The organism is Acinetobacter sp. A1, assembly GCF_012371315.1.
GTDB lineage: Bacteria > Pseudomonadota > Gammaproteobacteria > Pseudomonadales > Moraxellaceae > Acinetobacter.
Genome location: NZ_JAAZQY010000001.1, coordinates 48493 through 71521, shown reverse-complemented (window position 1 = coordinate 71521; position 23029 = coordinate 48493). Strand labels below are relative to the sequence as shown.

General features: G+C 43.1%; 24 protein-coding genes and 1 tRNA gene. 20 read left to right on the top strand and 5 right to left on the bottom strand.

All coding sequences use genetic code 11. The annotated features are described in order from the left end of the window. Nucleotides 1-19 precede the first annotated feature (19 nt). From HHA41_RS00420 to HHA41_RS00390, 7 genes are all read left to right on the top strand, one after another. Nucleotides 20-2254 carry a catecholate siderophore receptor Fiu gene (locus HHA41_RS00420; protein ID WP_168459994.1) on the top strand — a complete coding sequence of 745 codons (2235 nt, stop codon included), beginning with the start codon at nt 20-22 and terminating at the stop codon, nt 2252-2254. Nucleotides 2255-2413: 159 nt separating this feature from the next. After that, nucleotides 2414-3097: a Fe2+-dependent dioxygenase gene (locus HHA41_RS00415; RefSeq protein WP_168459993.1), complete on the top strand. Its 684-nt coding sequence runs from the start codon at nt 2414-2416 to the stop codon at nt 3095-3097. Next, nucleotides 3094-4194 carry an alpha-hydroxy acid oxidase gene (locus HHA41_RS00410; protein ID WP_168459992.1) on the top strand — a complete coding sequence of 367 codons (1101 nt, stop codon included), beginning with the start codon at nt 3094-3096 and terminating at the stop codon, nt 4192-4194. The genes HHA41_RS00415 and HHA41_RS00410 overlap by 4 nt, the downstream gene beginning before the upstream one ends. Before the next feature lie 235 nt (nt 4195-4429). Continuing rightward, complete coding sequence (leuA, locus tag HHA41_RS00405; RefSeq protein ID WP_104852560.1) at nt 4430-6127, top strand: 2-isopropylmalate synthase; 1698 nt, start codon at nt 4430-4432, stop codon at nt 6125-6127. A 93-nt stretch (nt 6128-6220) separates the two neighbouring features. Next, nucleotides 6221-7381: a homoserine O-acetyltransferase gene (locus HHA41_RS00400; protein ID WP_168417888.1), complete on the top strand. Its 1161-nt coding sequence runs from the start codon at nt 6221-6223 to the stop codon at nt 7379-7381. After that, nucleotides 7381-7974 carry a methionine biosynthesis protein MetW gene (gene metW, locus HHA41_RS00395; RefSeq protein ID WP_104852562.1) on the top strand — a complete coding sequence of 198 codons (594 nt, stop codon included), beginning with the start codon at nt 7381-7383 and terminating at the stop codon, nt 7972-7974. Before HHA41_RS00400 ends, metW begins: the two co-directional genes overlap by 1 nt. Further along, nucleotides 7971-8558 (top strand): tetratricopeptide repeat protein, encoded by a 588-nt coding sequence (locus HHA41_RS00390; RefSeq protein WP_104852563.1) that lies wholly within the window; start codon nt 7971-7973, stop codon nt 8556-8558. Before metW ends, HHA41_RS00390 begins: the two co-directional genes overlap by 4 nt. Before the next feature lie 49 nt (nt 8559-8607). On the opposite strand, the gene HHA41_RS00385 is transcribed toward HHA41_RS00390, so the two are convergent. Further along, nucleotides 8608-8856 carry a cytoplasmic protein gene (locus HHA41_RS00385; protein WP_168459991.1) on the bottom strand — a complete coding sequence of 83 codons (249 nt, stop codon included), beginning with the start codon at nt 8854-8856 and terminating at the stop codon, nt 8608-8610. 126 nt (nt 8857-8982) lie between these two features. Between HHA41_RS00385 and rdgB the strand changes: the two genes are divergently transcribed. The 5 genes from rdgB (at nt 8983) to HHA41_RS00360 (ending at nt 13783) form a co-directional block, all read left to right on the top strand. Further along, nucleotides 8983-9618, top strand: coding sequence for an RdgB/HAM1 family non-canonical purine NTP pyrophosphatase (gene rdgB / locus HHA41_RS00380; protein WP_168459990.1), 636 nt, complete (start codon nt 8983-8985; stop codon nt 9616-9618). Between the two features lie 176 nt (nt 9619-9794). Further along, the gene (gene tatA, locus HHA41_RS00375) at nt 9795-10019 is read left to right on the top strand and encodes a Sec-independent protein translocase subunit TatA (RefSeq protein WP_104852566.1); all 225 of its coding nucleotides are present in this window, start codon (nt 9795-9797) and stop codon (nt 10017-10019) included. Nucleotides 10020-10037: 18 nt separating this feature from the next. After that, nucleotides 10038-10502, top strand: a complete 465-nt coding sequence (gene tatB / locus HHA41_RS00370; protein WP_168459989.1) for a Sec-independent protein translocase protein TatB — start codon at nt 10038-10040, stop codon at nt 10500-10502. Continuing rightward, the gene (gene tatC / locus HHA41_RS00365) at nt 10499-11284 is read left to right on the top strand and encodes a twin-arginine translocase subunit TatC (RefSeq protein ID WP_168459988.1); all 786 of its coding nucleotides are present in this window, start codon (nt 10499-10501) and stop codon (nt 11282-11284) included. The genes tatB and tatC overlap by 4 nt, the downstream gene beginning before the upstream one ends. 171 nt (nt 11285-11455) lie before the next feature. Continuing rightward, nucleotides 11456-13783: a PhoX family phosphatase gene (locus tag HHA41_RS00360; RefSeq protein WP_016658553.1), complete on the top strand. Its 2328-nt coding sequence runs from the start codon at nt 11456-11458 to the stop codon at nt 13781-13783. Between the two features lie 41 nt (nt 13784-13824). Here HHA41_RS00360 and HHA41_RS00355 read toward each other — a convergent pair whose 3' ends face one another. After that, on the bottom strand, nt 13825-14607 hold the full coding sequence (locus HHA41_RS00355; RefSeq protein WP_168460045.1) for an NRDE family protein: 783 nt from the start codon (nt 14605-14607) through the stop codon (nt 13825-13827). Between the two features lie 94 nt (nt 14608-14701). On the opposite strand from HHA41_RS00355, the gene lgt reads away from it, so the two are divergent. The 7 genes from lgt to msrA all read left to right on the top strand — a co-directional run bounded on the left by lgt (nt 14702) and on the right by msrA (nt 19875). Next, complete coding sequence (gene lgt / locus HHA41_RS00350; protein ID WP_168459987.1) at nt 14702-15511, top strand: prolipoprotein diacylglyceryl transferase; 810 nt, start codon at nt 14702-14704, stop codon at nt 15509-15511. Nucleotides 15512-15619: 108 nt separating this feature from the next. Continuing rightward, entirely contained in the window at nt 15620-16003 is a 384-nt protein-coding gene (locus tag HHA41_RS00345) for an AzlD domain-containing protein (protein WP_168417882.1), read from the top strand. 100 nt (nt 16004-16103) lie between these two features. Beyond that, nucleotides 16104-16946 carry a thymidylate synthase gene (thyA, locus tag HHA41_RS00340; RefSeq protein ID WP_168459986.1) on the top strand — a complete coding sequence of 281 codons (843 nt, stop codon included), beginning with the start codon at nt 16104-16106 and terminating at the stop codon, nt 16944-16946. A gap of 84 nt (nt 16947-17030) precedes the next feature. Then, nucleotides 17031-17543: a dihydrofolate reductase gene (locus HHA41_RS00335; RefSeq protein WP_168418754.1), complete on the top strand. Its 513-nt coding sequence runs from the start codon at nt 17031-17033 to the stop codon at nt 17541-17543. Between the two features lie 69 nt (nt 17544-17612). Then, on the top strand, nt 17613-18668 hold the full coding sequence (locus HHA41_RS00330) for a DUF4105 domain-containing protein (protein WP_168459985.1): 1056 nt from the start codon (nt 17613-17615) through the stop codon (nt 18666-18668). Between the two features lie 154 nt (nt 18669-18822). Then, on the top strand, nt 18823-19287 hold the full coding sequence (locus HHA41_RS00325) for an META domain-containing protein (protein WP_168459984.1): 465 nt from the start codon (nt 18823-18825) through the stop codon (nt 19285-19287). Nucleotides 19288-19353: 66 nt separating this feature from the next. Beyond that, entirely contained in the window at nt 19354-19875 is a 522-nt protein-coding gene (gene msrA / locus HHA41_RS00320) for a peptide-methionine (S)-S-oxide reductase MsrA (protein ID WP_168459983.1), read from the top strand. A 71-nt stretch (nt 19876-19946) separates the two neighbouring features. On the opposite strand, the gene HHA41_RS00315 is transcribed toward msrA, so the two are convergent. Continuing rightward, the gene (locus HHA41_RS00315; protein ID WP_168459982.1) at nt 19947-20585 is read right to left on the bottom strand and encodes a fumarylacetoacetate hydrolase family protein; all 639 of its coding nucleotides are present in this window, start codon (nt 20583-20585) and stop codon (nt 19947-19949) included. Between the two features lie 39 nt (nt 20586-20624). Beyond that, complete coding sequence (locus tag HHA41_RS00310; RefSeq protein WP_168418759.1) at nt 20625-21122, bottom strand: YcxB family protein; 498 nt, start codon at nt 21120-21122, stop codon at nt 20625-20627. A 157-nt stretch (nt 21123-21279) separates the two neighbouring features. Here HHA41_RS00310 and HHA41_RS00305 point away from each other — a divergent pair, with 157 nt between their 5' ends. After that, nucleotides 21280-22578 (top strand): SRPBCC family protein, encoded by a 1299-nt coding sequence (locus HHA41_RS00305; RefSeq protein ID WP_168418760.1) that lies wholly within the window; start codon nt 21280-21282, stop codon nt 22576-22578. A gap of 91 nt (nt 22579-22669) precedes the next feature. Here the strand turns inward: HHA41_RS00305 and HHA41_RS00300 are convergent. After that, a tRNA-Arg gene (locus tag HHA41_RS00300) sits at nt 22670-22746 on the bottom strand. Between the last annotated feature and the right edge of the window lie 283 nt (nt 22747-23029).

Sequence of the window (23029 nt, the reverse complement as noted above, 5' to 3'; positions counted from 1 at the left end):
ATTTAGGGAAATACCATAAATGGCACAGATCAAAAGCCGCAAACACAATCGCTCTGCGCAACTGATGGCTTTAGCCGCCTCTCTTCCACTACTTGCACATGCCGCAAGCCCTGAAGATGACGTCACCCACTTACCCACCATTACGGTTAAATCGGAAGCCGAAAGCAAATACAAGGCAGACAGTTTAAGCTCTGCAAAATACACACAGCCTTTACTCGATACTGCACAAACCATATCTGTAATTAAAAAAGAAATCTTGCAGGAGCAAGGTGCAACCTCGTTGGTTGAAGCCTTACGCAACACTCCAGGCATTACCCTGCAACTTGGTGAAAATGGTAATACCAGCGCAGGCGATGCCTTTCAAATGCGAGGTTTTTCTACCCAAACCTCTACTTATGTCGATGGTATTCGCGATTTAGGTGCTATCAGCCGTGATGTCTTTAACCTTGATCAAATTGAAGTGGTCAAAGGCCCATCAGGTTCAGAAGCAGGTCGTGGTGCGGCTTCGGGTTATATCAATTTGGTGAGTAAATTACCGCAAAGTGAAAACAGTCAGGAAATTTCTGCCAGCTATAACACCGCAGAACATGCCCGACTCTCTGCAGACATTAACCAAGTCATCAACCCCAATACGGCGTTTCGCCTGAACGTGATGGGGCAAGAAGGTGGTGTGGAAGGACGTGACTATATCGAAAATAACAGTTATGCCATCGCTCCTTCTCTTGCTTTCGGATTAAACACGGCCACTCGTTTATATTTGTATTCTCAACACATCAGACAGCGGAATATTCCAGATGGTGGTATTCCAACAATCGGCATGAAGGGCTTTTATAACTCAGACTCGCTGTTAGCGACTGCACCTAAAGTCAATCGGGAAAACTTTTATGGTCATGTCAATGACTATGAAGATGTCGATGCAGATATGTTTACGGCAAAAATTGAAAGTGATTTAACGGATCGGCTCAAACTGACCAACACCACCCGTGTAGGCAAAACGCAGATGAATCGGGTGCTGACAGGGATCAATACTGGTTCTAGTGGTTTAAGAACCAATGGTTCATCTGACCCAGCACAATGGGAAGTGAATCGCTCCCGCCAAGGGGTTGATCAGGAAAATAAGATTCTGGCTAACCAAACCACTTTAAATTTCGATCTACAAACTGGCGCTGTTGAACATGATGTTGTTGCAGGTATGGAGTTTTTAAAAGAACAGCAATCCAGCAAACTGTTGGCCACACAATTGCCAGGTGAAGCGACCGTCAATACGCCTTGGGCCAATCTTTATCGACCTGACCGCAATCAAGCCATGCCAGCGCTTATTTATAATGGCGGTTATACCAATGGTGAAACCCAGACAGCCGCAGCTTATTTATTCGATACTTTAAAATTTGGAGAGCGTTTCCAGCTGAACGGCGGTGTTCGGGTCGATTATTATGAAACCGATTATCAGGGCTTAACTTTGCCGCGAGGTGGTAATGCCTTGGTCGCCAAAGACCTCAGTACGCACGACACATTGTTAAGCTGGAAACTTGGCGGTGTGTATAAACCTACTTTAAATAGCAGTCTTTATGCATCTTACGCAAAATCGCTGACTCCGCCAGGCAGTGCCAACTTCACGCTGTCAGAATCAGGCAATGATGCCATTAATGCGCAGCCTCAAGAAACCCATCATTATGAAGTAGGCAGCAAATGGGAGTTATTGCAAGGCAAACTTGCTATGGCTGCTGCTGCGTATCGTGCAGAAAATGAAAATCAATCGACCATTGATCCGATTTCCCAGCTAGCCGTGCAGGAAGGTAAAAAACGTGTCGATGGTGTTGAGCTAAGTGCTGTGGGGCAAATTACCGATGCCTGGAATATTTCTGCAGGCGTTGCCCACATGAAAGTTAAACAACTGAATCAACGTTCATCGAGTAGCACAACATTATCTGAACGCTGGTCACCTGAATGGACTGCAAGCTTATGGTCAACCTACGACTGGGCAGGCTTTAAATTTGGTTTAGGCGCTCGTTATGTTGATGAACAAAAACGTGTAGTCACTGACAGCACCGCACCTGCCAACATGCCGAATATCCCAGGCTATGTCGTCTTTGATGCTTTGGTAGGCTACAACTTTAACAAACACGCTTCACTAAATCTGAACCTCTACAACCTTGCCGATAAAGAATATATCAGCACCCTTAACAATGGTGGTGGTCGTGTGGTTCTTGGACAGCCACGCTCGGCAACGCTTAGCTTGAATTACAAGTTCTAAGTAATTGCAATAAATCTATAGCGTAGCTCAAAAGAGACTATATAGATTGGTTCGGGCGATGAGTCGCTTTCATAGCACAGATCGCTCGAACTTTTACTGCTGAACCATAATGTCGAGTATTCAATTTTTTGAATTATAACTTTCACAGGAAGAATCAATATGATGCTTCACATTCCTAACGTACTCAGTAAAGTGCAAGTCCAGCAAATTCGGGCTGAGTTAGACAGTGCATCGGCTTGGCAAAATGGCCAATTCAGCGCAGGCGCGCAAGCACAAAAAATTAAACAAAATTTGCAGTTTGATCCCAAACATCCGAGTTATGCAGTACTGGCGCAAGAAATACTCAGCGCTCTCAAACAACAGGCTTTATTGCAGTCATTTGCCTTGCCGCTGCATATGCTTCAGCCGATGTTCAATTGTTATCAAAACACAGGAACTTATGGCAATCATGTCGATAGTGCGGTGCAATATTGTGCGCAGGCACAACGTCCGATTCGTACTGATGTTTCTATGACTTTATTTTTAAGTGAACCTGAAGAATATCAGGGAGGTGAACTGATTATTGAAGACAACTATGGAAGTCATGAAGTTAAACTCAGTGCGGGCGATGCGATTGTGTATCCTGCGACCAGTTTACATCGGGTTGAACCAGTAACAGTAGGCCAAAGAATTGCGGCATTTACTTGGTGTCAAAGTATGGTGAAAGATGACTGGCAGCGCAGTATGTTGTTCAATTTAGACATGACCATTCTGCAATTACGTCAACAACTTGGAGATACGGCAGAAGTATTGTCCCTGACTGCGCATTATCACAACTTGATTCGTCAATGGAGTCAATTATGAATACCGCACCATTGGCAGCCTTAAACCATATTCCCCCACATTTACAAACCATTGCAGACTATCAAAAACAGGCGCAACTACATTTAAATGCAGCCACATGGGCCAATTTAGAAGGCGCTGCGGGCGATGAATACAGTCTAAACAATAACCGAGCTGCTTTTGCCAATATTCAATTATTGCCACGTCACTTAAATTCTTTTAAAGATGCCAATACGCAGATTCAACTTTTAGGCAAACACTATCCACACCCGATTTTTTTAGCCCCCGTGGCTTATCAACAACTGTTTCATCCGCAGGGGGAAATTGCCACAGCACAAGCAGCTTCCGCTATGCAAGCGCCCATGATTCTCAGTCATTTAAGTACCACCTCAATGGCAACGCTTGATCAGGTATCTTCTGCGCCAAAATGGTTTCAGCTATATTGGCAAGGCAGTCGCGAAACTTCTTTAGATTTGGTATTACAAGCCCAGCACTATGCTTATCAAGCCATTGTTCTGACTGTAGATACACCCCACATGGGCATTCGAGATCGTGAACGTCGTGCTTATTTTCAGTTACCTGCACATATTCGGGCAGTGCATCATCATCCCGTGAGTACAATACCTCTTAAAGACAATCAGCATGCTTTATTTGATGGCTTAATGCAGCAAGCCGCCACATGGGAAGATATTGCTTGGCTAGTCCAACACAGCCCACTCCCTATTTTACTCAAAGGTATTTTACACCCTGCCGATGCACAACAGGCGTATCAATACGGCGTACAAGGGATTATTGTATCTAATCATGGTGGTCGAGTTTTAGATACCACGGTCAGTCCAATTCAAGTTTTAAGCACGATGCGAAAAATTTTACCGCACGATTTTCCCATTCTATTGGACAGCGGTATCCGTCGTGGCACAGATATTTTTAAGGCATTGGCCTTAGGGGCAAATGCAGTATTAATTGGACGGCCATATATTTATGGCTTGGCAGTTGCTGGTGCACTAGGGGCAGCACATAGCATCAAGCTCTTAAAAGAAGAATTTGAAGTGAGCATGGCACTTATGGGAACAAGCAGCATTGAACAGATTAACAACAGTTATATTTATCAGAAATAAAACAAATAACAGAAAAAATTTTCACAGCTATGGCTATATTTGTAAAAAACAGGGAATTATTACCCTTGCAAATCCATTAGCATACAGATATTGGTTTACAAGTGCCATGATTCGACTTTTAGCGATAGTCTCCTGAAAACAACTTGTAAATTGATAGAATAGACACAATCTATATTTATAGTAAGTTGCCGTTATCCACGACCGATGCAACCGCTACTATTCAAGGAGTTTTCACATGATGTTGGCAGATCCAAGCAAAAAATACCGTCGTATGTACCAGCGTGTCGACTTACCAGACCGCCAATGGCCAAATAACGAAATTACCAAAGCGCCAATCTGGATGAGTACCGACCTACGTGACGGTAACCAAGCGATCTTTGAGCCAATGAACATTGAACAAAAATTCAAAATGTTCCAAATGCTTGTGAAAATTGGTTTTAAACACATCGAAATTGGTTTCCCATCGGCATCTCAAGTTGACTTCGATTTCACGCGTAAATTGATTGAAGAAGGTCATATTCCAGATGACGTGTATATTGAAGTATTGGTACAAGCACGTGACCATTTAATCGCACGTACTTTTGAATCTTTACAAGGTGCAAAACGTGCAATTGTGCATATTTATAATGCCAACTCGCCTACCTTCCGCCAAAAAGTCTTGAATGTAGATGTTGCGGGTGCCAAACAATTGGCCATCAACGCTGCAACCAAAGTAAAAGAATACGCAGCGAAGCAACCTGAAACTGAGTGGGTATTCCAGTACAGCCCAGAATGTTTTACTGCAACTGAATTAGAAGTCGCAAAAGATGTTTGTGATGCGGTAACTGAAATTTGGGAAGCATCGCCAACCAATAAAGTGATTTTAAACTTGCCTGCAACAGTGGAAGTGTCTACACCAAACGTGTATGCAGACCAAGTTGAATGGATGCACCGTAACATTGAGCGTCGTGATGGCGTGATCATTTCAGTACACTGTCACAATGACCGTGGTTGTGGTATCGCTGCTTCTGAATTGGCAATCATGGCGGGTGCAGACCGTGTAGAAGGTTGTGTATTTGGTAACGGTGAGCGCACAGGTAACGTAGACGTTGCTGCGATTGCGTTGAACATGTACACCCAAGGTGTTGCACCAGAGTTGGATTTCTCAAACATCAACGAAATTATTGCAACAGTTGAAGAATGCACAGGCTTGCCAGTACACCCTCGTCATCCGTACGCAGGTGACTTAGTCTTTACTGCATTCTCTGGTTCACACCAAGACGCAATTAAGAAAGGTTTTGAGTTCCAGAAAAACGAAGAAATTTGGGATATGCCTTACTTACCAATTGACCCGAAAGATTTAGGTCGTGACTATGACGCAGTGATTCGTGTCAACTCACAATCGGGTAAAGGCGGTATTGCTTACTTGTTAGAATCGAACTACAACGTGACTTTGCCGCGTCGTTTACAAATCGAATTCTCGCAAATTGTGCAACAACGTACCGATGAACAAGGTACAGAAATTAGCGCAAGCGAAATCTGGAACTTGTTTAAAGAAACTTACGTTGCGGTAAAAGATGCGCAATATGCAACGCAAAACTACAAATTGTCTGATGAAAATGGCAATCAAGTCATTGAACTAGATGTTGTGGTAAACGGCGAAACGCAGCACTTGCGTGGCGAAGGCAATGGTCCAATTTCAGCAATTTTGAATGCATTGCAATTGCCAATTGATGTCTTGAACTATGAAGAGCGCAGCATTAGCTCGGGCGCACATGCAAAAGCGTTGGCTTTAATTGAATTGCAAGTGAAAGGTACAGGTAAATCTGCCTTTGGTGCAGGGGTACATGACAACATTGTGACCTCATCAATTGATGCGATCATTGCTTGCACGAATCGCTTGATTGAACAAGGCGTATTAAGCACGGATCAAGTGGTTGCTGCCGCAGTTTAAAGCGCTGCAAACGCATAAAAGCATTTTGAAAAGGATACCCCAAGTGGTATCCTTTTGTTTATTCATCCTCAGGATTTAAGGCGAATTATTCCCGTGTCTTTTCCAGCTGACTCAGTAGGCATTGTTGTTCCAGAAAAGTTCCAATTTGAAGAACCCCTAGAGCTCGAATGTGGCCGTGTTCTACCCCGCTTCGAACTGATGGTCGAAACCTACGGCACGCTTAATGCCGAAAAATCCAATGCAATTCTGATCTGTCATGCGTTGTCAGGACATCATCATGCTGCAGGTTATCATCATGCCGACGATAAAAAAGCAGGCTGGTGGGATGCCTGTATTGGCCCGGGAAAAGCCATTGATACCAACCACTTTTTTGTGGTGGCCTTAAATAATATTGGCGGATGTAACGGCTCGACTGGCCCAACATCGCCAAACCCTGAAAATGACAACCGCCCTTATGGCCCAGATTTTCCATTGGTCACTGTGCGCGATTGGGTCAAAACCCAAGCCATGCTATCTGACCGTTTAGGGATTGAAGTCTGGTATTCAATTATTGGCGGCTCTTTGGGTGGCATGCAGGCTTTGCAATGGTCGGTTGATTATCCTGATCGTCTTAAAAAATGTGTGATCATTGCCAGTGCACCTAAATTGTCTGCACAAAATATTGCCTTTAACGAAGTCGCGCGTCAGTCAATTTTATCTGACCCAGATTTTCATCACGGCCGTTATTTAGAACACGACAGCTACCCAAAACGTGGATTGATTTTGGCGCGCATGGTTGGACACATCACTTATTTGTCTGAAGAAGCCATGAAACAGAAATTTGGTCGTGACTTAAAATCTGGCAAGTTTATGTATGGCTTTGATGTCGAGTTTCAGGTCGAAAGCTATTTACGCTATCAGGGCGAACAATTTAGCCGTAATTTTGATGCCAATACCTATTTAATTATGACTAAGGCACTGGATTATTTTGATCCTGCACGTGAATACGAACAATCCTTACAAAAAGCCATGGCGAACACAAAATGCAAGTTTTTAGTGGTGTCTTTTACCACCGACTGGCGTTTTAGCCCTGAGCGTTCGCAGGAAATTGTGGATGCCTTAATTAGCAATCATAAGCCTGTCAGCTATTTAGATATTGATGCCGAACAAGGACACGATTCGTTCTTGTTCCCAATTCCACTATACGTGAAAGCCATGCGTGCATTCTTGGGTGGAACAGAACATCTTCAAGCAACCCCACAGGAGGCCGTGTAATGCGTCTTGATCAGCAACTTGCCGAAAAGTGGATTAAACCGAATTCTAAAGTACTCGATTTAGGTTGTGGCGATGGCGAACTGTTGGCTCACATGAGCAAACAGCATAATATTCGTGCATACGGATTAGAAATTGATCAAGAAAAGATTGCAATTGCGATCAGTCGCGGGTTAAATATCATCCAACAAGACTTGAATTTGGGGCTTAGCCGCTTTGCCGACCAGTCTTTTGACTATGTGGTCATGGCACAAGCCTTGCAAGCAGTAGATGCACCTGACGTATTATTAAGAGATATGGTGCGTGTGGCTAAACAGGCAATTATTACCTTTCCAAACTTTGCGCATTGGAAGACTCGCTCTTTTCTCGCCTTAAAAGGAAAAATGCCTGTTTCAGACGCATTACCTTATATGTGGTACAACACCCCAAATATTCATTTATGTACGTTTCGTGATTTTGAGGCACTTTGTGCCGAAAATAATATTCGCATCATTAACCGACTTGCCGTGAATGGGAATCAACAAGATAGTTTACTCAGTAAGCATCTGCCTAATTTGTTTGGTGAAGTCGCAATTTATCGAGTGAGCGCTCTATGAAAAAACTATTATTAAGCACCACGCTATTGGTTGGACTGTTGAGCATTCAAGCCCATGCAGATTATGTTCCACCATCGTCTGTAGCAAGCCAAGCAGCACAATATTCTGTGATGGATATTAACGGCTTAACGAAAGCAGCCAAAGCAGGTCAAGCAGGCGCACAATTTTACTTAGCGACTAAATATCAACAAGGTAAAGACGTACAGCAAGACAGCCGTCAAGCGTTTGCTTGGTACAAAGCTGCGGCAGATCAAGGTTTATCTGCAGCGCAATTGAATGTAGGCCGTATGTTGGCAGATGGCATTGGCACGAAAAAAGACGAAGTCTTGGCACGTCAATATTTTGAAAAAGCAGCCAGCCGCGGCGACAACCGCGCAAGCTTTAACCTTGCCATGATGGAAGAACAAAAGAAAAACTATATGGGCGCATATCAGTGGTATGAATTATCTACCCGTGATGGCATGCTCGATAACAAAGTGATTTCTTTGTCTGAAGGTAAGAAAACTGCATTGGCAGCGAACTTGACCCAAGAACAAATTCGTCAAGCACGTGACCGCGCTGACAAATGGATTCAAGCACAATAAATTTAATCTCGCTTAAATTAACTTCATGCACCTTCGGGTGCTTTTTGTTTTATCCGAAATAAACCGCCTGCATGGCCTGTAGCAATTCAGGGCTGAACTCTTCTACTGTAGCAGAACCCAATACCGCATCTATACCACAATGCGGACACATTGCAGTTTGCTCATCATCACACCAATCTTCAATTTCGCTATAAGCAAAAGTTTCCAGACAGCAAAAACAGCCACAACACTCACTTTGCTGCAGTAATGCACGGTGCTGACTCGAATAATGGTAGATCTCTGAAATTTTGCTCATCATGATTCCCTACTTTTTGCAACCTAAATATTATTAGCATGTATGAAAACAAATCTATGCGAGATTAAACTTTTAAGTCTGCAAAATCCGTTAAAATATCCAATATTATTTTGAATTAAGATCTGAATTATGGCTGCAACTGATTGGCGCGCTCAAGGTACTTTGGTTTTAGCAAGCAACAATAAGGGAAAAATTGCAGAATTTGAAACCCTGCTTGCGCAATTAGACTTGCCTGTGCAAGTGATTCCGCAGGGTCAACTAAATATTGAAGATGCGGTTGAAGATGGTTTGAGCTTTGTTGAAAATGCTATTTTAAAAGCGCGCCATGCCGCAAAAATTTCAGGAAAGCCCGCGATTGCCGATGACTCTGGTTTGTGTGTGCCTATTTTAGGCGGCGCACCGGGGATTTACTCTGCACGTTTTGCAGGCGAACATGGCAATGATGCAGCCAACAATGAAAAACTGCTCAATAAACTCAAACCACTACGTCAAGAGGGTGAAGCCATTGAAGGCATGTTTGTCTGTGTTTTAGCCTTGGTTGAACATGCCGATGACCCACTCCCTAAAATATTTCAGGGGATTTGGAAAGGAGAAATTTTAGCAGAAACCCGTGGCGAAAATGGTTTTGGCTATGACCCACTGTTTTGGTTGCCTGAATTAGGTGTATCGAGTGCTGAAATGTCGAAAGCAGAAAAAAATAAAATCAGTCATCGTGGTCAGGCCATGCAGCTGTTTAAAGATAGCCTACAAGCTGAATTACCGTAACAACTGCTAAGTCAAATCTTAATTGTTCAAATACAACAGCCTGCGGTCATGTACAGGCTGTTTCTTTTTTCCAAATTTATATTCTTTAATCCCCTGTCTTTAAATCGCAACACATTCGTCACCGCATTGTCATACAGACCTGTTGAGATAGGCTCAACTAATGAGAGGTCTAAATCATGGCAGGATTATCTATTTGGCACGTGCTGATTTTTGCAATTGTGGTCATTTTATTATTTGGTACATCTAAACTGAAAAACTTAGGTAAAGATGTCGGTGGTGCAGTCAAAGATTTTAAAAAATCAATTAAAGACGATGAAGCTGAAACAGCTCAACTCAAAGAACCTCGTACCATCGAACATCAGGCCAACAGCAGTGATGTCAATTCGACAGTAAAACACTAAGGCTGAGGGTTTGAGATTATGCTCAATATTGGAATGACGGAACTGCTGATTTTCGGCATCATTGCATTATTGGTGCTGGGTCCTGAGAAACTTCCAGAAGCTGCGCGTTTTGTTGGAAAGTGGTATGGCAAAATAAAACGTATGGTCAGCAATGTTCAAAACGACATCGACCGTGAATTGCGTTTATCTGAATTACGTGAACAAATGCAGCAAGAAATGGCACGTATTCAAGAGCTTGAGGCAAAAATGCAGGCTCAGATGTCTGAAATGAAAAATGAAAAAATCTTTGATGATGCAAAAACATCGACAGACTCAAAACAGGCATCTTTAAACAACTTACAAGAACAGTTTTATCAACCTGTTGAAAATACAGAAAAACAGTGCATGGTGCGCATCCCTAAAGCGCCAGTGCGGACAGCATCAGCATCTATCTCACCCATTCAAAATACAACAACATATACTGAAATGAAGGTCGCGGTATGAGTCAGCCCAATTCTACTCAGCTTCCTCATTTGGCAGTGAAGTCTGAGCAACCTGCATTAGAAGAAATGCCAATTACCAAGCACCTGATGGTGCTGCGTAAGCATCTATTTAAAATTGTGGGCCTGGTTATTGCGCTGTTTTTCTGCTTATTGCCTTTTGCCAATCGCACCTATCAGATTTTATCTGAACCGCTGCGTGCGCAGTTGCCGACCTCATCGACCATGATTGCTACCGATGTCACGGCCACCTTTATGGCACCGTTTAAGCTGAATTTTTTTGTGGCGTTGATGATTGCGATGCCATTTATTATTTATCAGCTGTGGGCTTTCGTAAAACCGGCATTATATGAAAAAGAAAAAAGTCTGGCATTGCCGTTGCTCATAAGCAGCATTGCCCTGTTCTATATTGGGATTTCATTTGCTTACTTTATTGCACTGCCATCAATTCTGCACTTTTTCATCAGTGTGTCACCGGAAACAGTTGCCCCGATGACTGATATTAATAGCTATCTGACTTTTTGTTTGAAGCTGTTTTTGGTGTTCGGATTTACCTTTGAAATTCCGATTATTACCCTATTGCTGATTTTAATTGGTGTGGTCAGTACCCAGCAGCTGGTCGAGAAACGCCGCTTTATTATTGTTGGCTGTTTCTTTGTTTCGATGTTTGTGACCCCACCGGATGCGCTGTCGATGATTATGCTGGCCATTCCAATGTGGATGTTATTCGAACTAGGCTTATTTGCAGGCAAGCTGATTGAGAAGCGTCGAGTCAACCAGAAATAATATAAGCTCATGAATTTAAAAAAGAAGCACTTGTTGCTTCTTTTTTTATGGCAACCATTTACGGTTTGGTGAATTTAACCAGTTTGACATATAAGCTTAACCTTTACGTCATGTTTAGCCACTAATTTACATATAACTTTTAAACCACCAAGCGAATTTGCTAGGAAAAAAATGACTGACTATATGCCTTACAATGAAGATCAAGAGTTAGATAACAACACTTCAGACAATACACACTTTCGTGACATTTTAGAACAACGTATCAGTCGCCGCAGTTTAATTAAAAGAACTGCAAGTGGTGCAGCTGCTTTAGCTTTAGCATCTTCACTGTCTGCATGTAGTGATGACGATGATGACAACAGTGTTACTCCACCAGCTGACCAGGAAGATCCAAACAGCAAACCGGAGTCACTTTCTTTCACAGCTGTTGATAAAAACTTAAATGATATTGTGACCGTTCCAGAAGGCTATCAGGCAACTGTATTATATGCTTTAGGTGACTCGATTCACCCTGCTTTTAGCGATTGGAATGCAGACAAAAATGTTCCATTAGGTCCAAGTTTCCAGTTCCGTTCTGGTGACTGCCACGATGGTATGAGTTATTTTGGCTTGAGTACCAAAACGGGGCGCTATGATGCAAACGCATCTGATCATGGCTTACTGGTTTTAAACCATGAATATATTAACCAAACCTTCTTGCACCCAGAAGGTCCAACCAAAGTAAATGGCCGTCGTCCAGAAGATGAAGTTATCCGCGAAGTGAATGCTCACGGTGTTTCTGTGGTACACATTAAGAAAAATACCGAAACTCAAGCGGTAGAAATTGTTAAATCATCACCATTTAACCGTCGTATTACAGCTTCAACAGTAATGGATTTTGCAGGTCCAGCGGTCAATCCAAATTCTCCATTACTGCGTACAGCGTTCTCTCCTGCCGGTCGCCAAACACGTGGTACACAAAATAACTGTGGTAATGGTTATACACCATGGGGCACTTATTTAACTGCCGAAGAAAACTTTATTGGTTATTTCCAACGTTCAGGCACAGACCAATACGCAGACCGTAGCGAAGCAGAGAAAACTGCACTCAAACGTTATGGCTTAGGCTTAGATATTTCATATCAAACTGAAAAAAATGCAGATGGTTCAATTAAACGTGATGAGAAAAATAACATTGTTTATGTTCTCGATGCACAAAAACAAAAAGTGCCGGAACTCGACGAACAAGGCCGTATTGTTTATTTAGATAAATCTTCACGTTATGCATGGGAAACTGCTCAGGCTGGTGTTGAATCACAAGATATGTATGATCGCTGGTCAGCTAACGTAACCAAAGCATCTGCGACTGAAGACTATCGTAATGCACCAAATACCTTTGGCTGGATTGTTGAAATTGACCCATTTGATAATAGTGCAAACCCGGTAAAACGTACTGCTTTAGGTCGTTTTGCGCATGAAGATTGCCGTGCAAGCCGTGCAATTGAAGGACAGCAGTTTGCCTTCTATATGGGCGATGACTCTCGTGGTGAATACATCTATAAATTCGTATCAGATGCAGTGTGGGACCCTAAAGATGTCAACGGCGGTTATGCTGCTGGCGACAAGTATATGAATACAGGGAAATTCTATGTTGCCAAATTTGATGCTTCAGGTCAGGGCGAATGGATTGAACTGGCATTTGGTAAAAATGGTTTGACACAAGACAATACCCTTTATCCATTTAGCTCTCAAGCAGATGTCCTGACTTTTGCTCGCCTTGCTGCAGACTCTGTCGGTGCAACTAAAATGGACCGTCCAGAATGGGTTGCTGTGAATCCTGAAAATGGTGAAGTTTATGTAACTTTAACCAACAACTCTAACCGTGGTAATAATCCGGAACAACCAGTAAATGCAGCTAACCCACGTAACTATTCAGACCCTGAAGGGGGTAAAGGGAACGTCAACGGCCACATTATTCGCTTTAAAGAAGAAAGCACTGCTGCAACAACGTTTGAGTGGGATATTTATCTGTTTGGTGCAGAAGCTCAAATGGATGCGAACATCAACCTTTCAGGCTTGACCGATGCCAATGACTTCTCGAGCCCGGATGGTATGTGGTTTGATCCACGTGGTGTGCTTTGGATTCAAACCGATGATGGTGCATATACTGATGTCACTAACTGTATGATGCTTGCTGCATTACCTGGTCAGGTCGGTGATGGTCAGTCTGTAACTACAGTAAACGGCCAAGCCACTATTGCAGGTGCTCAAGTAACGGATGAAAACCTGCGTCGCTTCCTGGTTGGACCAAAAGAATGTGAAATCACCGGCGTGACCATGACACCTGACTACAAAGCAATCTTCATTAACGTTCAGCACCCAGGCGAAGATTCACCACGTTTTGATGCACCAACAAGCCATTGGCCAGCAACTCAAACGGATATCAATAACAAAACTGCACGCCCTCGTTCTGCAACAGTGGTCATCACTCGTACTGATGGTAAAGCGATTGCAGGATAATCCTCTCTTTCACAAAAATACCGGCTTGATGCCGGTATTTTTTATTTCTGTAGTGGAATATTCAGCTCCACGATCTGCCCGGCGGTTTCACCCTGCTGGCTTTTCTCTAACCAGTGCCATTGCTGACCATTGAATCTTAAAATATTGGAACAGCGTGTACCATACGCCGGACTCTGAATAAAGGTCGACGACAATAACTCTTCCAGCTCGACAGAAATGCCGGTTTCTGGCAATAAATCTGCAATCACCTTGCGTTCATCTTCCAAAATATCCCAGGCAGCATGCTGCAGATCTGCTTCTGGCATCCGGGCTTGCTGTAACATCGGTAAAAATTCTTGGGTAAAGCGTTTACGCAAATGGCCGGTTTTTTCCCAATGCTCGCCCATTAAGCCATTGGACACCACATATACCCCTTTGGCCAGCACTTGCGGCGCCTCCCCTCGGTTGCTCATATACACCGCCTGTTCCCGGTCGCCGACAAATAAATTAAAGCCGGCATAATCGCACTGGCGCGGCTCCAAGGCTTGCGCAAAGCGAATTGGACTTAATTCAGATTCCAGAAAATCCTGAATCAGATGCCCGCGTGAGGTCGGATAATTGTGCTGATCCTGTCCATTACGAAAATTGGTAACAATGGCCCAGCGGCCGCTGGCGGTCACGCCCATCCAGGTGCCACCCGACTGCAAGTCCTGTCCGGCATAAATCGGGCTATTTTCCCAGGCATGCAACGCCGCAGTTGGACGCTGATAAAACTCATCACGGTTTGAAATTAAACATAAAGGCAGCTCATCCAGAACCTGCCAGGCAAAGGCCACAATACACATAATTTCCTGCTCGCTATCTTTACACATTGAATGTACAACATTTTTCATCTTATTCAGCTAAAATCTGTGCAAAACAGAATGACAAGGAACAGGAATGCTGACCTATCCAAATATTGATCCGGTGGCGATATCGCTGGGTCCCTTACAAGTCCACTGGTATGGACTAATGTATTTACTGGCCTTTTTATTTGCCTGGGGTCTGGCCACTTATCGCGCCAAACAACGTGGCTGGACACCGGACATGGTTTCGGATCTGATCTTTTACGGCGCGCTGGGTGTGGTCATTGGCGGCCGCGTCGGTTATGTGTTCTTTTATGGCTTTGAGCAGTTTCTGGCCAATCCGGTGTGGCTGTTTCAGGTCTGGACCGGGGGCATGAGTTTCCATGGTGGCTTCCTTGGGGTCATGCTGGCTATGCTGTTCTGGTGTAAAAAATACCAGATGACCTGGTTCCAAACCCTGGACTTTATTGCACCCTGTGTCCCGACCGGGCTCATGTTTGGACGTATCGGCAACTTTATTGGTGGCGAGTTATATGGCCGTCCGGTCAGTGATCCGAACTTTGCACTGGGCATGATTTTCCCGACCGATCCATTGCAGCTGGTACGGCATCCATCGCAGGTGTATCAGGCGCTATTTGAAGGGCTGCTGCTGTTTATTCTGCTGTGGTGGTTCAGCGCCAAACCGCGTCCACGTATGGCAGTCTCTGCCCTATTCCTAATAGGTTATGGCTTAGCACGCTTTGTAGTCGAGTTTTTCCGAGAGCCAGATCACGGTCAGCTCTTTATTGCATGGATGAGTAAAGGTCAATTCCTGAGCTTACCAATGATTTTGGTGGGCATGTGGATGATGTGGTATGCCTATCAAAAGAAAATTTATGATTGGGGACCGCAGAAGAACAGCTAAGCAGCCCTGCACTGCGTATTTGATCTATTCAGGCGAAGTCAATCTTCGCCTTTTTTTATGCTACAGTGCAAATTCTGAATGCTCATTGAACACAATTGAAGAACTCAAATGCTGGAATTTTGGTTTAACCCTCAGGTTACAGTGCTAAAGAAAATTGCCCTGCTGATTATCATTGCCCTAGTTACCGCAGGCCTATACACCCTACAACCACTCCAATTCGATGCAATTTTAATGTTTCTGGCAGCAGGTCTTGTTTTCCTGATTTGCCGTTACTGTAAAATTCATTTTACTCAGCACCATCCAACAGGCTGGATTGCACGTGTTTTGACTTGGATTCCACTGGCTTTGTTACTCGCATTGATTTTTATGCAAATCCAACATGGCGAAATCTTAATTTCAGGTGCACAAGGCATTGGCTTTACCGCTTTGGCCATTTGTCTGTTTTCACCGTTGTCTTTGCTGCATCAACATCAAGCTTCCGACACACAATAAAGTCACAACTTTAAAAACTCTGCTATTATTCTTTCTGATTTATTGAGCCTAGAATGGCCCAGCCCACAAAATATTCACTTTTGCTTGACCAGAGAACGCTATGCGCCAGTATTTAGACCTACTCCAACATATTCTTGACCATGGTGGCGATAAAGGCGACCGTACTGGAACTGGCACGCGTTCAGTGTTTGGGCATCAAATGCGATTTGACCTAGCGCAAGGCTTTCCCCTGCTCACCACCAAAAAAGTGCATTTCCGTTCTATCGTGATTGAATTGTTATGGTTTTTAAAAGGTGATACCAACGTCAAATACCTACAAGAACATAAAGTCAGCATTTGGGATGAATGGTCTACTGCAGAACAAACTGCACGCTTTGGTCGTCCTGAAGGTGAACTTGGCCCTGTGTATGGACATCAATGGCGTAACTTTGGTGCCACTCAAAAAGCTGATGGTTTGTATGAGCAAGATGGTTTTGACCAAATTGCATGGTTAATCAATGAAATTAAAACCAATCCAAATTCACGTCGTTTGATTGTGTCGGGCTGGAACCCGCAAGAAGCAGGACAAGTGGCGTTACCTCCTTGTCATACCCTGTTCCAGTTTTTTGTACACAACGGCAAACTTTCATGTCAGTTGTATCAACGCAGTGCCGATGTATTTTTAGGTGTACCCTTTAATATTGCCAGCTATGCTTTGCTGACCCACATGATTGCACAAGTCTGTGATTTAGAAGTGGGAGATTTTGTCTGGACAGGTGGCGATACCCATTTATATACCAACCACTTTGAACAGGCACAGTTACAGCTCAGTCGTGAGCCAATGGCTTTATGTCAGTTAAAATTGAATCCTGAAGTTAAAGATATTTTCGATTTTAAATTTGAAGATATTGAAATTGTAGGCTATGAATCACACGCTGCAATTAAAGCACCCGTAGCCGTCTAATCAACTGTTCATTCAACATTAAAAAAGCCCTGCTTTCACGTCCGAAAAGACGCATTGCAGACCCAGAAAATACGAGCCAAATTTATGTCATTTCAAAATTTAGAAGTTGTACACGTGGTGGCGATGGATCAACAGCGCTGCATTGGTCAGGGCAACCAATTGCCGTGGCATATTTCGGCAGACCTCAAACACTTCAAAGAAATCACCCAAGGTGGTGTGGTAGTTATGGGGCGTAAAACCTTGGAGTCGATGGGACGCACTCTACCTAAACGTGTTAATTGGGTGATCACCCGTGACCCAAACTGGGCTTTTGAAGGCACAAAAGTGGCAAACAGTATTGAAGATGCGTTGCAGCAAGCCGTTGCCGATGTGCAAGTCTCAGAAAAGCCAAATACGCTATTTATTATTGGCGGTGGTGAAATTTTTAGCCAAACCATGCCAATCGCTGACCGTCTAGAACTGACTCATATTGAACTAGATGTTCAGGGTGATGCGTATTATCCGGCCATTCCAGCCGAGTTTAAAAAAGTAGCCTCTGAACAGCATGTCGATGAAAAATCAGGCATTGCCTTTGAGTTTGCCCGCTACCAAAAATAATGCTGACAGCCTTGGCAATCTTTGATTATGATGACTTAAACGGAATTTAACTTGTCTCAGGAATGGCGGATGCTGCATTTCATCTTCAGTTTAGGTGTCATTCTTTCTTCTATTTGGCTGAGTATGGCCTTATGGATTCATCAGCCTTTGGGTTGGCTGATGAGCCGTGTGCTGATTGGAACTTGGCTGGCCTTTACGCTCAGCATTTTGGGCATTTATATCACTCAACATTTGCTGAGCCGCAATCAAGATATTCTGGTTTATCTATTGGGTTTTGCTTTGGGGCTGTTCTGGTATTTTGGGATGGATGCTAAACAAGATCGTGACTGGAACCCTGAAGTCGCACGTATGCTGCGTTATGAACAAGTACAAGATCAGGTCACGCTGCACAATGTCCGTAATTTTGACTGGCATGCCGATGGCAGCTATACCGAACACTGGGAAACCCGCCAATTTAATCTCAAACAGATTACTGGGGTGAATATCATCACTTCATATTGGATGGGGCCTAAAATTGCACACACCCTCGTCAGCTTCGACTTTTCAGATCAAGCGCCACTAACGTTTTCCATTGAAATTCGTAAAGAAAAACACGAAGAGTTTTCTGCAATTGGTGGCTTTTTCCGACAGTATGAACTCAGTCTGGTCGCTGCCGATGAAAAAGATATTATCTATACCCGCAGTAATATTCGGGGTGAGCAAGTTTACTTTTTCCCAATTCAGATGAATCCTCAAGAAGCTCAGGCTTTGTTTCAGGAATATCTGCGTAAAGCCGATGCTTTAGCAGCTAAGCCACATTGGTACAATACTTTGACCAGTAATTGCACCACACTGTTGTTTGATATGATTCAGGCAGTATCCCAAAAGCGTTTCCCTGCCGATTACCGTCTGTTTGCTTCAGGCTATTTACCTAATTATTTATATGATTTGCATGCGCTGGATCATCGTTGGGATATGCAAACTTGGTATCAACGTGCCCACATTAACCCACGTGTGGAAAACTTAAAAGATATCCACAGCCAAGACTTTTCCGCGCTCATTCGACAAGGGGTACAGCTCGATTCCTCAGCAAAAATCAGCACGCCTTACTCGCACCCAACCTATCAAAACAAAGTGCTGCCTTGACCTATTTTGGTCATTTGGTTCTGCTAACATCAGCACAACCATAAAAACGCAAAGTATCCTCAACAAAATTGCAGCAAAGCTACAAATTCAACTAGAGCAATCATGCATAATTTGTTTAGATAGCAACAATTTCCTAAAAATAAGTGAGCATCCCATGTTCAAAAAATCTTTTGGTATCGCAATATTTGCTTCAGTCATACTCTTCTCTGGATGTGAAAATATGCCAACCCAAACCAGCGCCAGCCAAATCACGGCAATCAATCAGGCCAACTTAGCTCAGCGCACTTGGACTGCAACACAATTGGGCAACACCATGCTCAGCAGCACAGCAACTCAGAATTTACCGCAGTTACAATTTAATGCAGCAACACAAAGCGTTACGGGTTCAGACAGCTGTAATCGTTTAAGTGGTAGCTATGTCGCAGGACGTGACACCATACAACTCGGTCAGTTGGCAACTACACGAATGGCTTGTCTAAACAATAATAATCTGGATCAAAAATTTCATGAAGCTCTAAATAAAGTGACGCATTATCAGGTTTATGGCAAAACCCTGAAATTGCTAGACCGTCATGGAAATTTACTGATTCAGTTTGCCACAGCAACTGCTGCCCGTTAAAGCTTAAGCCCGTTGATAAATCAACGGGCTTCACACGACTCATTCATAAAATATAAGGACAAAATCATGCAACAAGCATTGTTTGGTGGCGGATGTTTTTGGTGTGTTGAAGCCGTGTTTTTACAACTGCAAGGTGTAGAGAAGGTCACCAATGGCTATGCTGGTGGGCAGACATTAAACCCAAGCTATGATGATATTTGCCGTGGTGACAGCGGACATGCAGAAGTCATTTTGATTGATTTTGATGAGCAGCAGATCAGCTATTCACAATTACTTGAGGTGTTTTTTGCCACACACGACCCAACCACATTAAACCGTCAGGGCAATGATGTCGGCACACAATACCGCTCTGTGATTTATTATTTAGATGCTACACAGCAACAAGCTGCCGCCGAGATGATTGCAGCCTTACAAGCTGAAGGTGTGAATGTTGTGACTGAACTCAGTGCAGCACCTGAATTTTACCCTGCAGAAGACTATCATCAGAATTTCTTTGCCAAAAATCCAAATCAGGGCTACTGCAATTTTTCCATTCCACCGAAACTGAATAAATTACGCAGTAAATTTCAGCATTTACTGAAAGTATAACCATTGGATTTAAAAGCAAGTACAAAACGGTGATACTCATCTTTTGATGACATCACCGTTTACACCACTATTTATTTTACAAAAGTCGTCCAGACAAATGCCTGAGTACGTCCTTGTAAGGTCATCTTCAACTGATCGCCCGACTGTAATGCTGCCACCCCTGCAGGTGTACCAGTCATTACCACATCACCAGGTTCTAAACTAAATACTTGGCTAATATCTGCCAACAATGCCGCAATATCAAAAATCAATAAACTGGTATCGCCTTGCTGACGTAATTCATCATTAATGTCCAAACAATATTGCACGTTTTTCCAGTCCTGAATTTCCGATACATCCACCCAATCTGCCAACACACAAGAACCGTCAAACGCTTTGGCTCGTTCCCACGGCTGTCCTTTTTTCTTAAGTTCATCCTGCAATTCACGCAAAGTTAAATCCAAGCCCAAAGTCACTGCACTTACAGCATCCAATACTTTGGCAGGATCTGTGTCTGCATTTAATGGCTGATCAATACGTAAACTCAGTTCACACTCATAATGGCAATTGCCCCAGACTTTATTCCAAGAAATACCATCATTTAAACTGCGTAAGCTGCTTGGTGGCTTAATAAATAACACAGGACGATCAGGTACAGCATTACCTAATTCTTTGGCATGGTCTGCATAACTGCGACCGACACAGACAATTTTAGATGGACGTGTACTCATGGTCATCCTCTGATATTTACAAATAGGAAAAATTAAAACTTACTTTTTAAAAGTATTTTCAAACATGGTTTGCTCTGCGGCCTGATTAAATGCACGTTTCGGTACAATCACCACAGTACGGTTTTTCAATTCCAGCATATAGGTCAGTTTACCCACAGCAAAATTTTGCACTTCGTTATAATGAAATACTTGTTTACGGCCATTGGCATACAGTTCGGCATAGTCCTGAAATAAATCAATACCTTGCTCGCTTTTACCAAATTGGTATTTCACAAACTGACGCTTAAACATCATCGGTAAAAACCAGTAGCGCATTAAAATTTGTAACAGCAAAAAGAAAGCACCAAGTGCAATGTAGTAACGACCTACACCATCTAAACCTAAATAAAAGCCCCAAGCGATAATCGCCACACTAATAAATGGGGTAATAAATCGGGTAAATTGTTTTTTACCAAAAGTGGCAAGCGCAAACCCATCTTGAGATTCTTCTAAAGTCAGAAAATAACGGGTCGATAAAGTTGGTGCTGACTCAGTCATAGCATCACATTAAAAATAAAATCTTGCCCAATACTATACCAAAATATCGCCCACCTTATGAGCTGTGGCATCAATTACATAACTTTGCTTTGGAAATGAGTGTATTTGGTTTTAAATAAACAGCAATTAAAACAAAAAATACGCAACAGGATGTTGAATGAAAAAATTAAAGCAATGTATGCTCATTGGTGTACTTTTAGGAACATCTGCTACAGCACTGGCCAAGATTATTCCCTGGAATGCCGAAGTCCCAAGTAGTCTCAGTGCTTATTCAGGCAATGCTCAGCAACTGGCAGAGCTGACTGGCGAGCGGATTTTGATTTATGCCCATCCGACACGTTACACCCAACTCCCCACTTTAAACAATAATGCGGCCAGCAAGGCCCAATATTACAGTGCTGCTGTCGTGCTACCTGTGGCTGAAGCGCAAGTCGAAAAATTATTGCAACATTATCCCAATTATGTGGGGCTATTTCCGACATTAAAATCGGCCAAGGTACTGGAGCAACAAGGTTCGATCCAGCAGGTTAAATATCAAATTCATATCCCTACCCCAATTCCAGTCCTGAATTTTAAAGAAAGTGTGGTAATGCAGCATCACCAAGCTAACAACAGTATCAGCAGCTTGATTATTGATGCTCCAATTCCTTATGGTGCTGGAAAGTTGGAATGGTTTGCACTAGGCCCACATAAAACGCTGGTGACAGTCACGCAATGGGGTGACCTGAATCAACCTAAAGGCTTTTTATTCAGCAAAATTCTGAATGCATTACCTGAGGCCAAACTTGGCATTCCTCCGAGCACCAATGCCTTTCTGCTAGAAGCACTGCAACAACGTTTTAAAAATAAACATGCTACAGCACTGGCAACCCAAGTTCCGCAGATGAAATTCAATGCTCAACAGCTACAGAAAATTGCTCAACTCAGTCAAAAATCAGGTCAACCTGTCAGCTTTTTATTGCCGAATCATCAGGTAAAAGATGGAGCAGCGTCAGAGAATTTAAGATTCAGCAGTACCTATCAATATTTTCCAAATCCAGTTGAAAAATTACAACCGTGGTTAATGGCTGAAGCGACCCAGCAACTTTTTCCTCGGCAGATCAAAAAAGTCGAGCTACATCCAGTCAATCCCCAAAACATAGATGCCAACTATAAAGTCTCGGTAGGTTTAGGGGTCATTCAAATTCCGTTTAATTTCAAAATGCGTTTTTACCAACCTGATGCGCTGCAAAACCACTTCAGTGCCAATGGCGGTGACTTAAAGTTAGTAAAAGGTAGCATGCGCTTACTCCCCCAGTCAGATGGCACCTTATTTCATATTACCAGCAGTATGAAGATTCATGATCAGGCACCGTTTTTATTACGCGCCATGCGCAGTATGCCCTATCATGACGTTTTACCCGCATTAGGTGGCAATACCGTATATGCTTTGAAAGTACAGCAAAAATTAAGATAATAAGTAAACAGAAAGATTCATTTTTATAGAAAAGTTTAAAAATTTCAGACACAAAAAAACCGCATCAAAAGTGCGGTTTTTTATTTCAAGTTGGTGCGCTCAGAGAGATTCGAACTCCCGACCCCTTAGTTCGTAGCCAAGTGCTCTATCCAGCTGAGCTATGAGCGCGACGACTTGATGGGGTGCATTATACGTGTTTTTTTCTGGCTGTTAAGTATTAATTCATCATTTTGCAATCAAATGCACAGATATTGGACGAATCAAAAGAATTTTACCGTAAAACAACTATTGTACTGGCTTGGCTTCGGGTAAATGCATATACCAATATTCACCAAATTTCAGGCACAAAAAAACCGCAATAAAGCGGTTGATTGTTCAAGTTGGTGCGCTCAGAGAGATTCGAACTCCCGACCCCTTAGTTCGTAGCCAAGTGCTCTATCCAGCTGAGCTA

What these genes read in the sequence shown, in the direction of transcription:
- HHA41_RS00345 (WP_168417882.1), top strand. Translation starts at nt 15,620, where the DNA reads ATGCTGGAATTTTGGTTTAACCCTCAGGTTACAGTGCTAAAGAAAATT.
- HHA41_RS00415 (WP_168459993.1), top strand. Translation starts at nt 2,414, where the DNA reads ATGATGCTTCACATTCCTAACGTACTCAGTAAAGTGCAAGTCCAGCAA.
- HHA41_RS00315 (WP_168459982.1), bottom strand. Translation starts at nt 20,585, where the DNA reads ATGAGTACACGTCCATCTAAAATTGTCTGTGTCGGTCGCAGTTATGCA.
- leuA (WP_104852560.1), top strand. Translation starts at nt 4,430, where the DNA reads ATGATGTTGGCAGATCCAAGCAAAAAATACCGTCGTATGTACCAGCGT.
- msrA (WP_168459983.1), top strand. Translation starts at nt 19,354, where the DNA reads ATGCAACAAGCATTGTTTGGTGGCGGATGTTTTTGGTGTGTTGAAGCC.
- HHA41_RS00335 (WP_168418754.1), top strand. Translation starts at nt 17,031, where the DNA reads ATGTCATTTCAAAATTTAGAAGTTGTACACGTGGTGGCGATGGATCAA.
- HHA41_RS00385 (WP_168459991.1), bottom strand. Translation starts at nt 8,856, where the DNA reads ATGATGAGCAAAATTTCAGAGATCTACCATTATTCGAGTCAGCACCGT.
- metW (WP_104852562.1), top strand. Translation starts at nt 7,381, where the DNA reads ATGCGTCTTGATCAGCAACTTGCCGAAAAGTGGATTAAACCGAATTCT.
- tatA (WP_104852566.1), top strand. Translation starts at nt 9,795, where the DNA reads ATGGCAGGATTATCTATTTGGCACGTGCTGATTTTTGCAATTGTGGTC.
- HHA41_RS00310 (WP_168418759.1), bottom strand. Translation starts at nt 21,122, where the DNA reads ATGACTGAGTCAGCACCAACTTTATCGACCCGTTATTTTCTGACTTTA.
- rdgB (WP_168459990.1), top strand. Translation starts at nt 8,983, where the DNA reads ATGGCTGCAACTGATTGGCGCGCTCAAGGTACTTTGGTTTTAGCAAGC.
- HHA41_RS00330 (WP_168459985.1), top strand. Translation starts at nt 17,613, where the DNA reads ATGCTGCATTTCATCTTCAGTTTAGGTGTCATTCTTTCTTCTATTTGG.
- tatB (WP_168459989.1), top strand. Translation starts at nt 10,038, where the DNA reads ATGCTCAATATTGGAATGACGGAACTGCTGATTTTCGGCATCATTGCA.
- HHA41_RS00325 (WP_168459984.1), top strand. Translation starts at nt 18,823, where the DNA reads ATGTTCAAAAAATCTTTTGGTATCGCAATATTTGCTTCAGTCATACTC.
- HHA41_RS00420 (WP_168459994.1), top strand. Translation starts at nt 20, where the DNA reads ATGGCACAGATCAAAAGCCGCAAACACAATCGCTCTGCGCAACTGATG.
- thyA (WP_168459986.1), top strand. Translation starts at nt 16,104, where the DNA reads ATGCGCCAGTATTTAGACCTACTCCAACATATTCTTGACCATGGTGGC.
- tatC (WP_168459988.1), top strand. Translation starts at nt 10,499, where the DNA reads ATGAGTCAGCCCAATTCTACTCAGCTTCCTCATTTGGCAGTGAAGTCT.
- lgt (WP_168459987.1), top strand. Translation starts at nt 14,702, where the DNA reads ATGCTGACCTATCCAAATATTGATCCGGTGGCGATATCGCTGGGTCCC.
- HHA41_RS00360 (WP_016658553.1), top strand. Translation starts at nt 11,456, where the DNA reads ATGACTGACTATATGCCTTACAATGAAGATCAAGAGTTAGATAACAAC.
- HHA41_RS00410 (WP_168459992.1), top strand. Translation starts at nt 3,094, where the DNA reads ATGAATACCGCACCATTGGCAGCCTTAAACCATATTCCCCCACATTTA.
- HHA41_RS00355 (WP_168460045.1), bottom strand. Translation starts at nt 14,607, where the DNA reads ATGTGTATTGTGGCCTTTGCCTGGCAGGTTCTGGATGAGCTGCCTTTA.
- HHA41_RS00390 (WP_104852563.1), top strand. Translation starts at nt 7,971, where the DNA reads ATGAAAAAACTATTATTAAGCACCACGCTATTGGTTGGACTGTTGAGC.
- HHA41_RS00305 (WP_168418760.1), top strand. Translation starts at nt 21,280, where the DNA reads ATGAAAAAATTAAAGCAATGTATGCTCATTGGTGTACTTTTAGGAACA.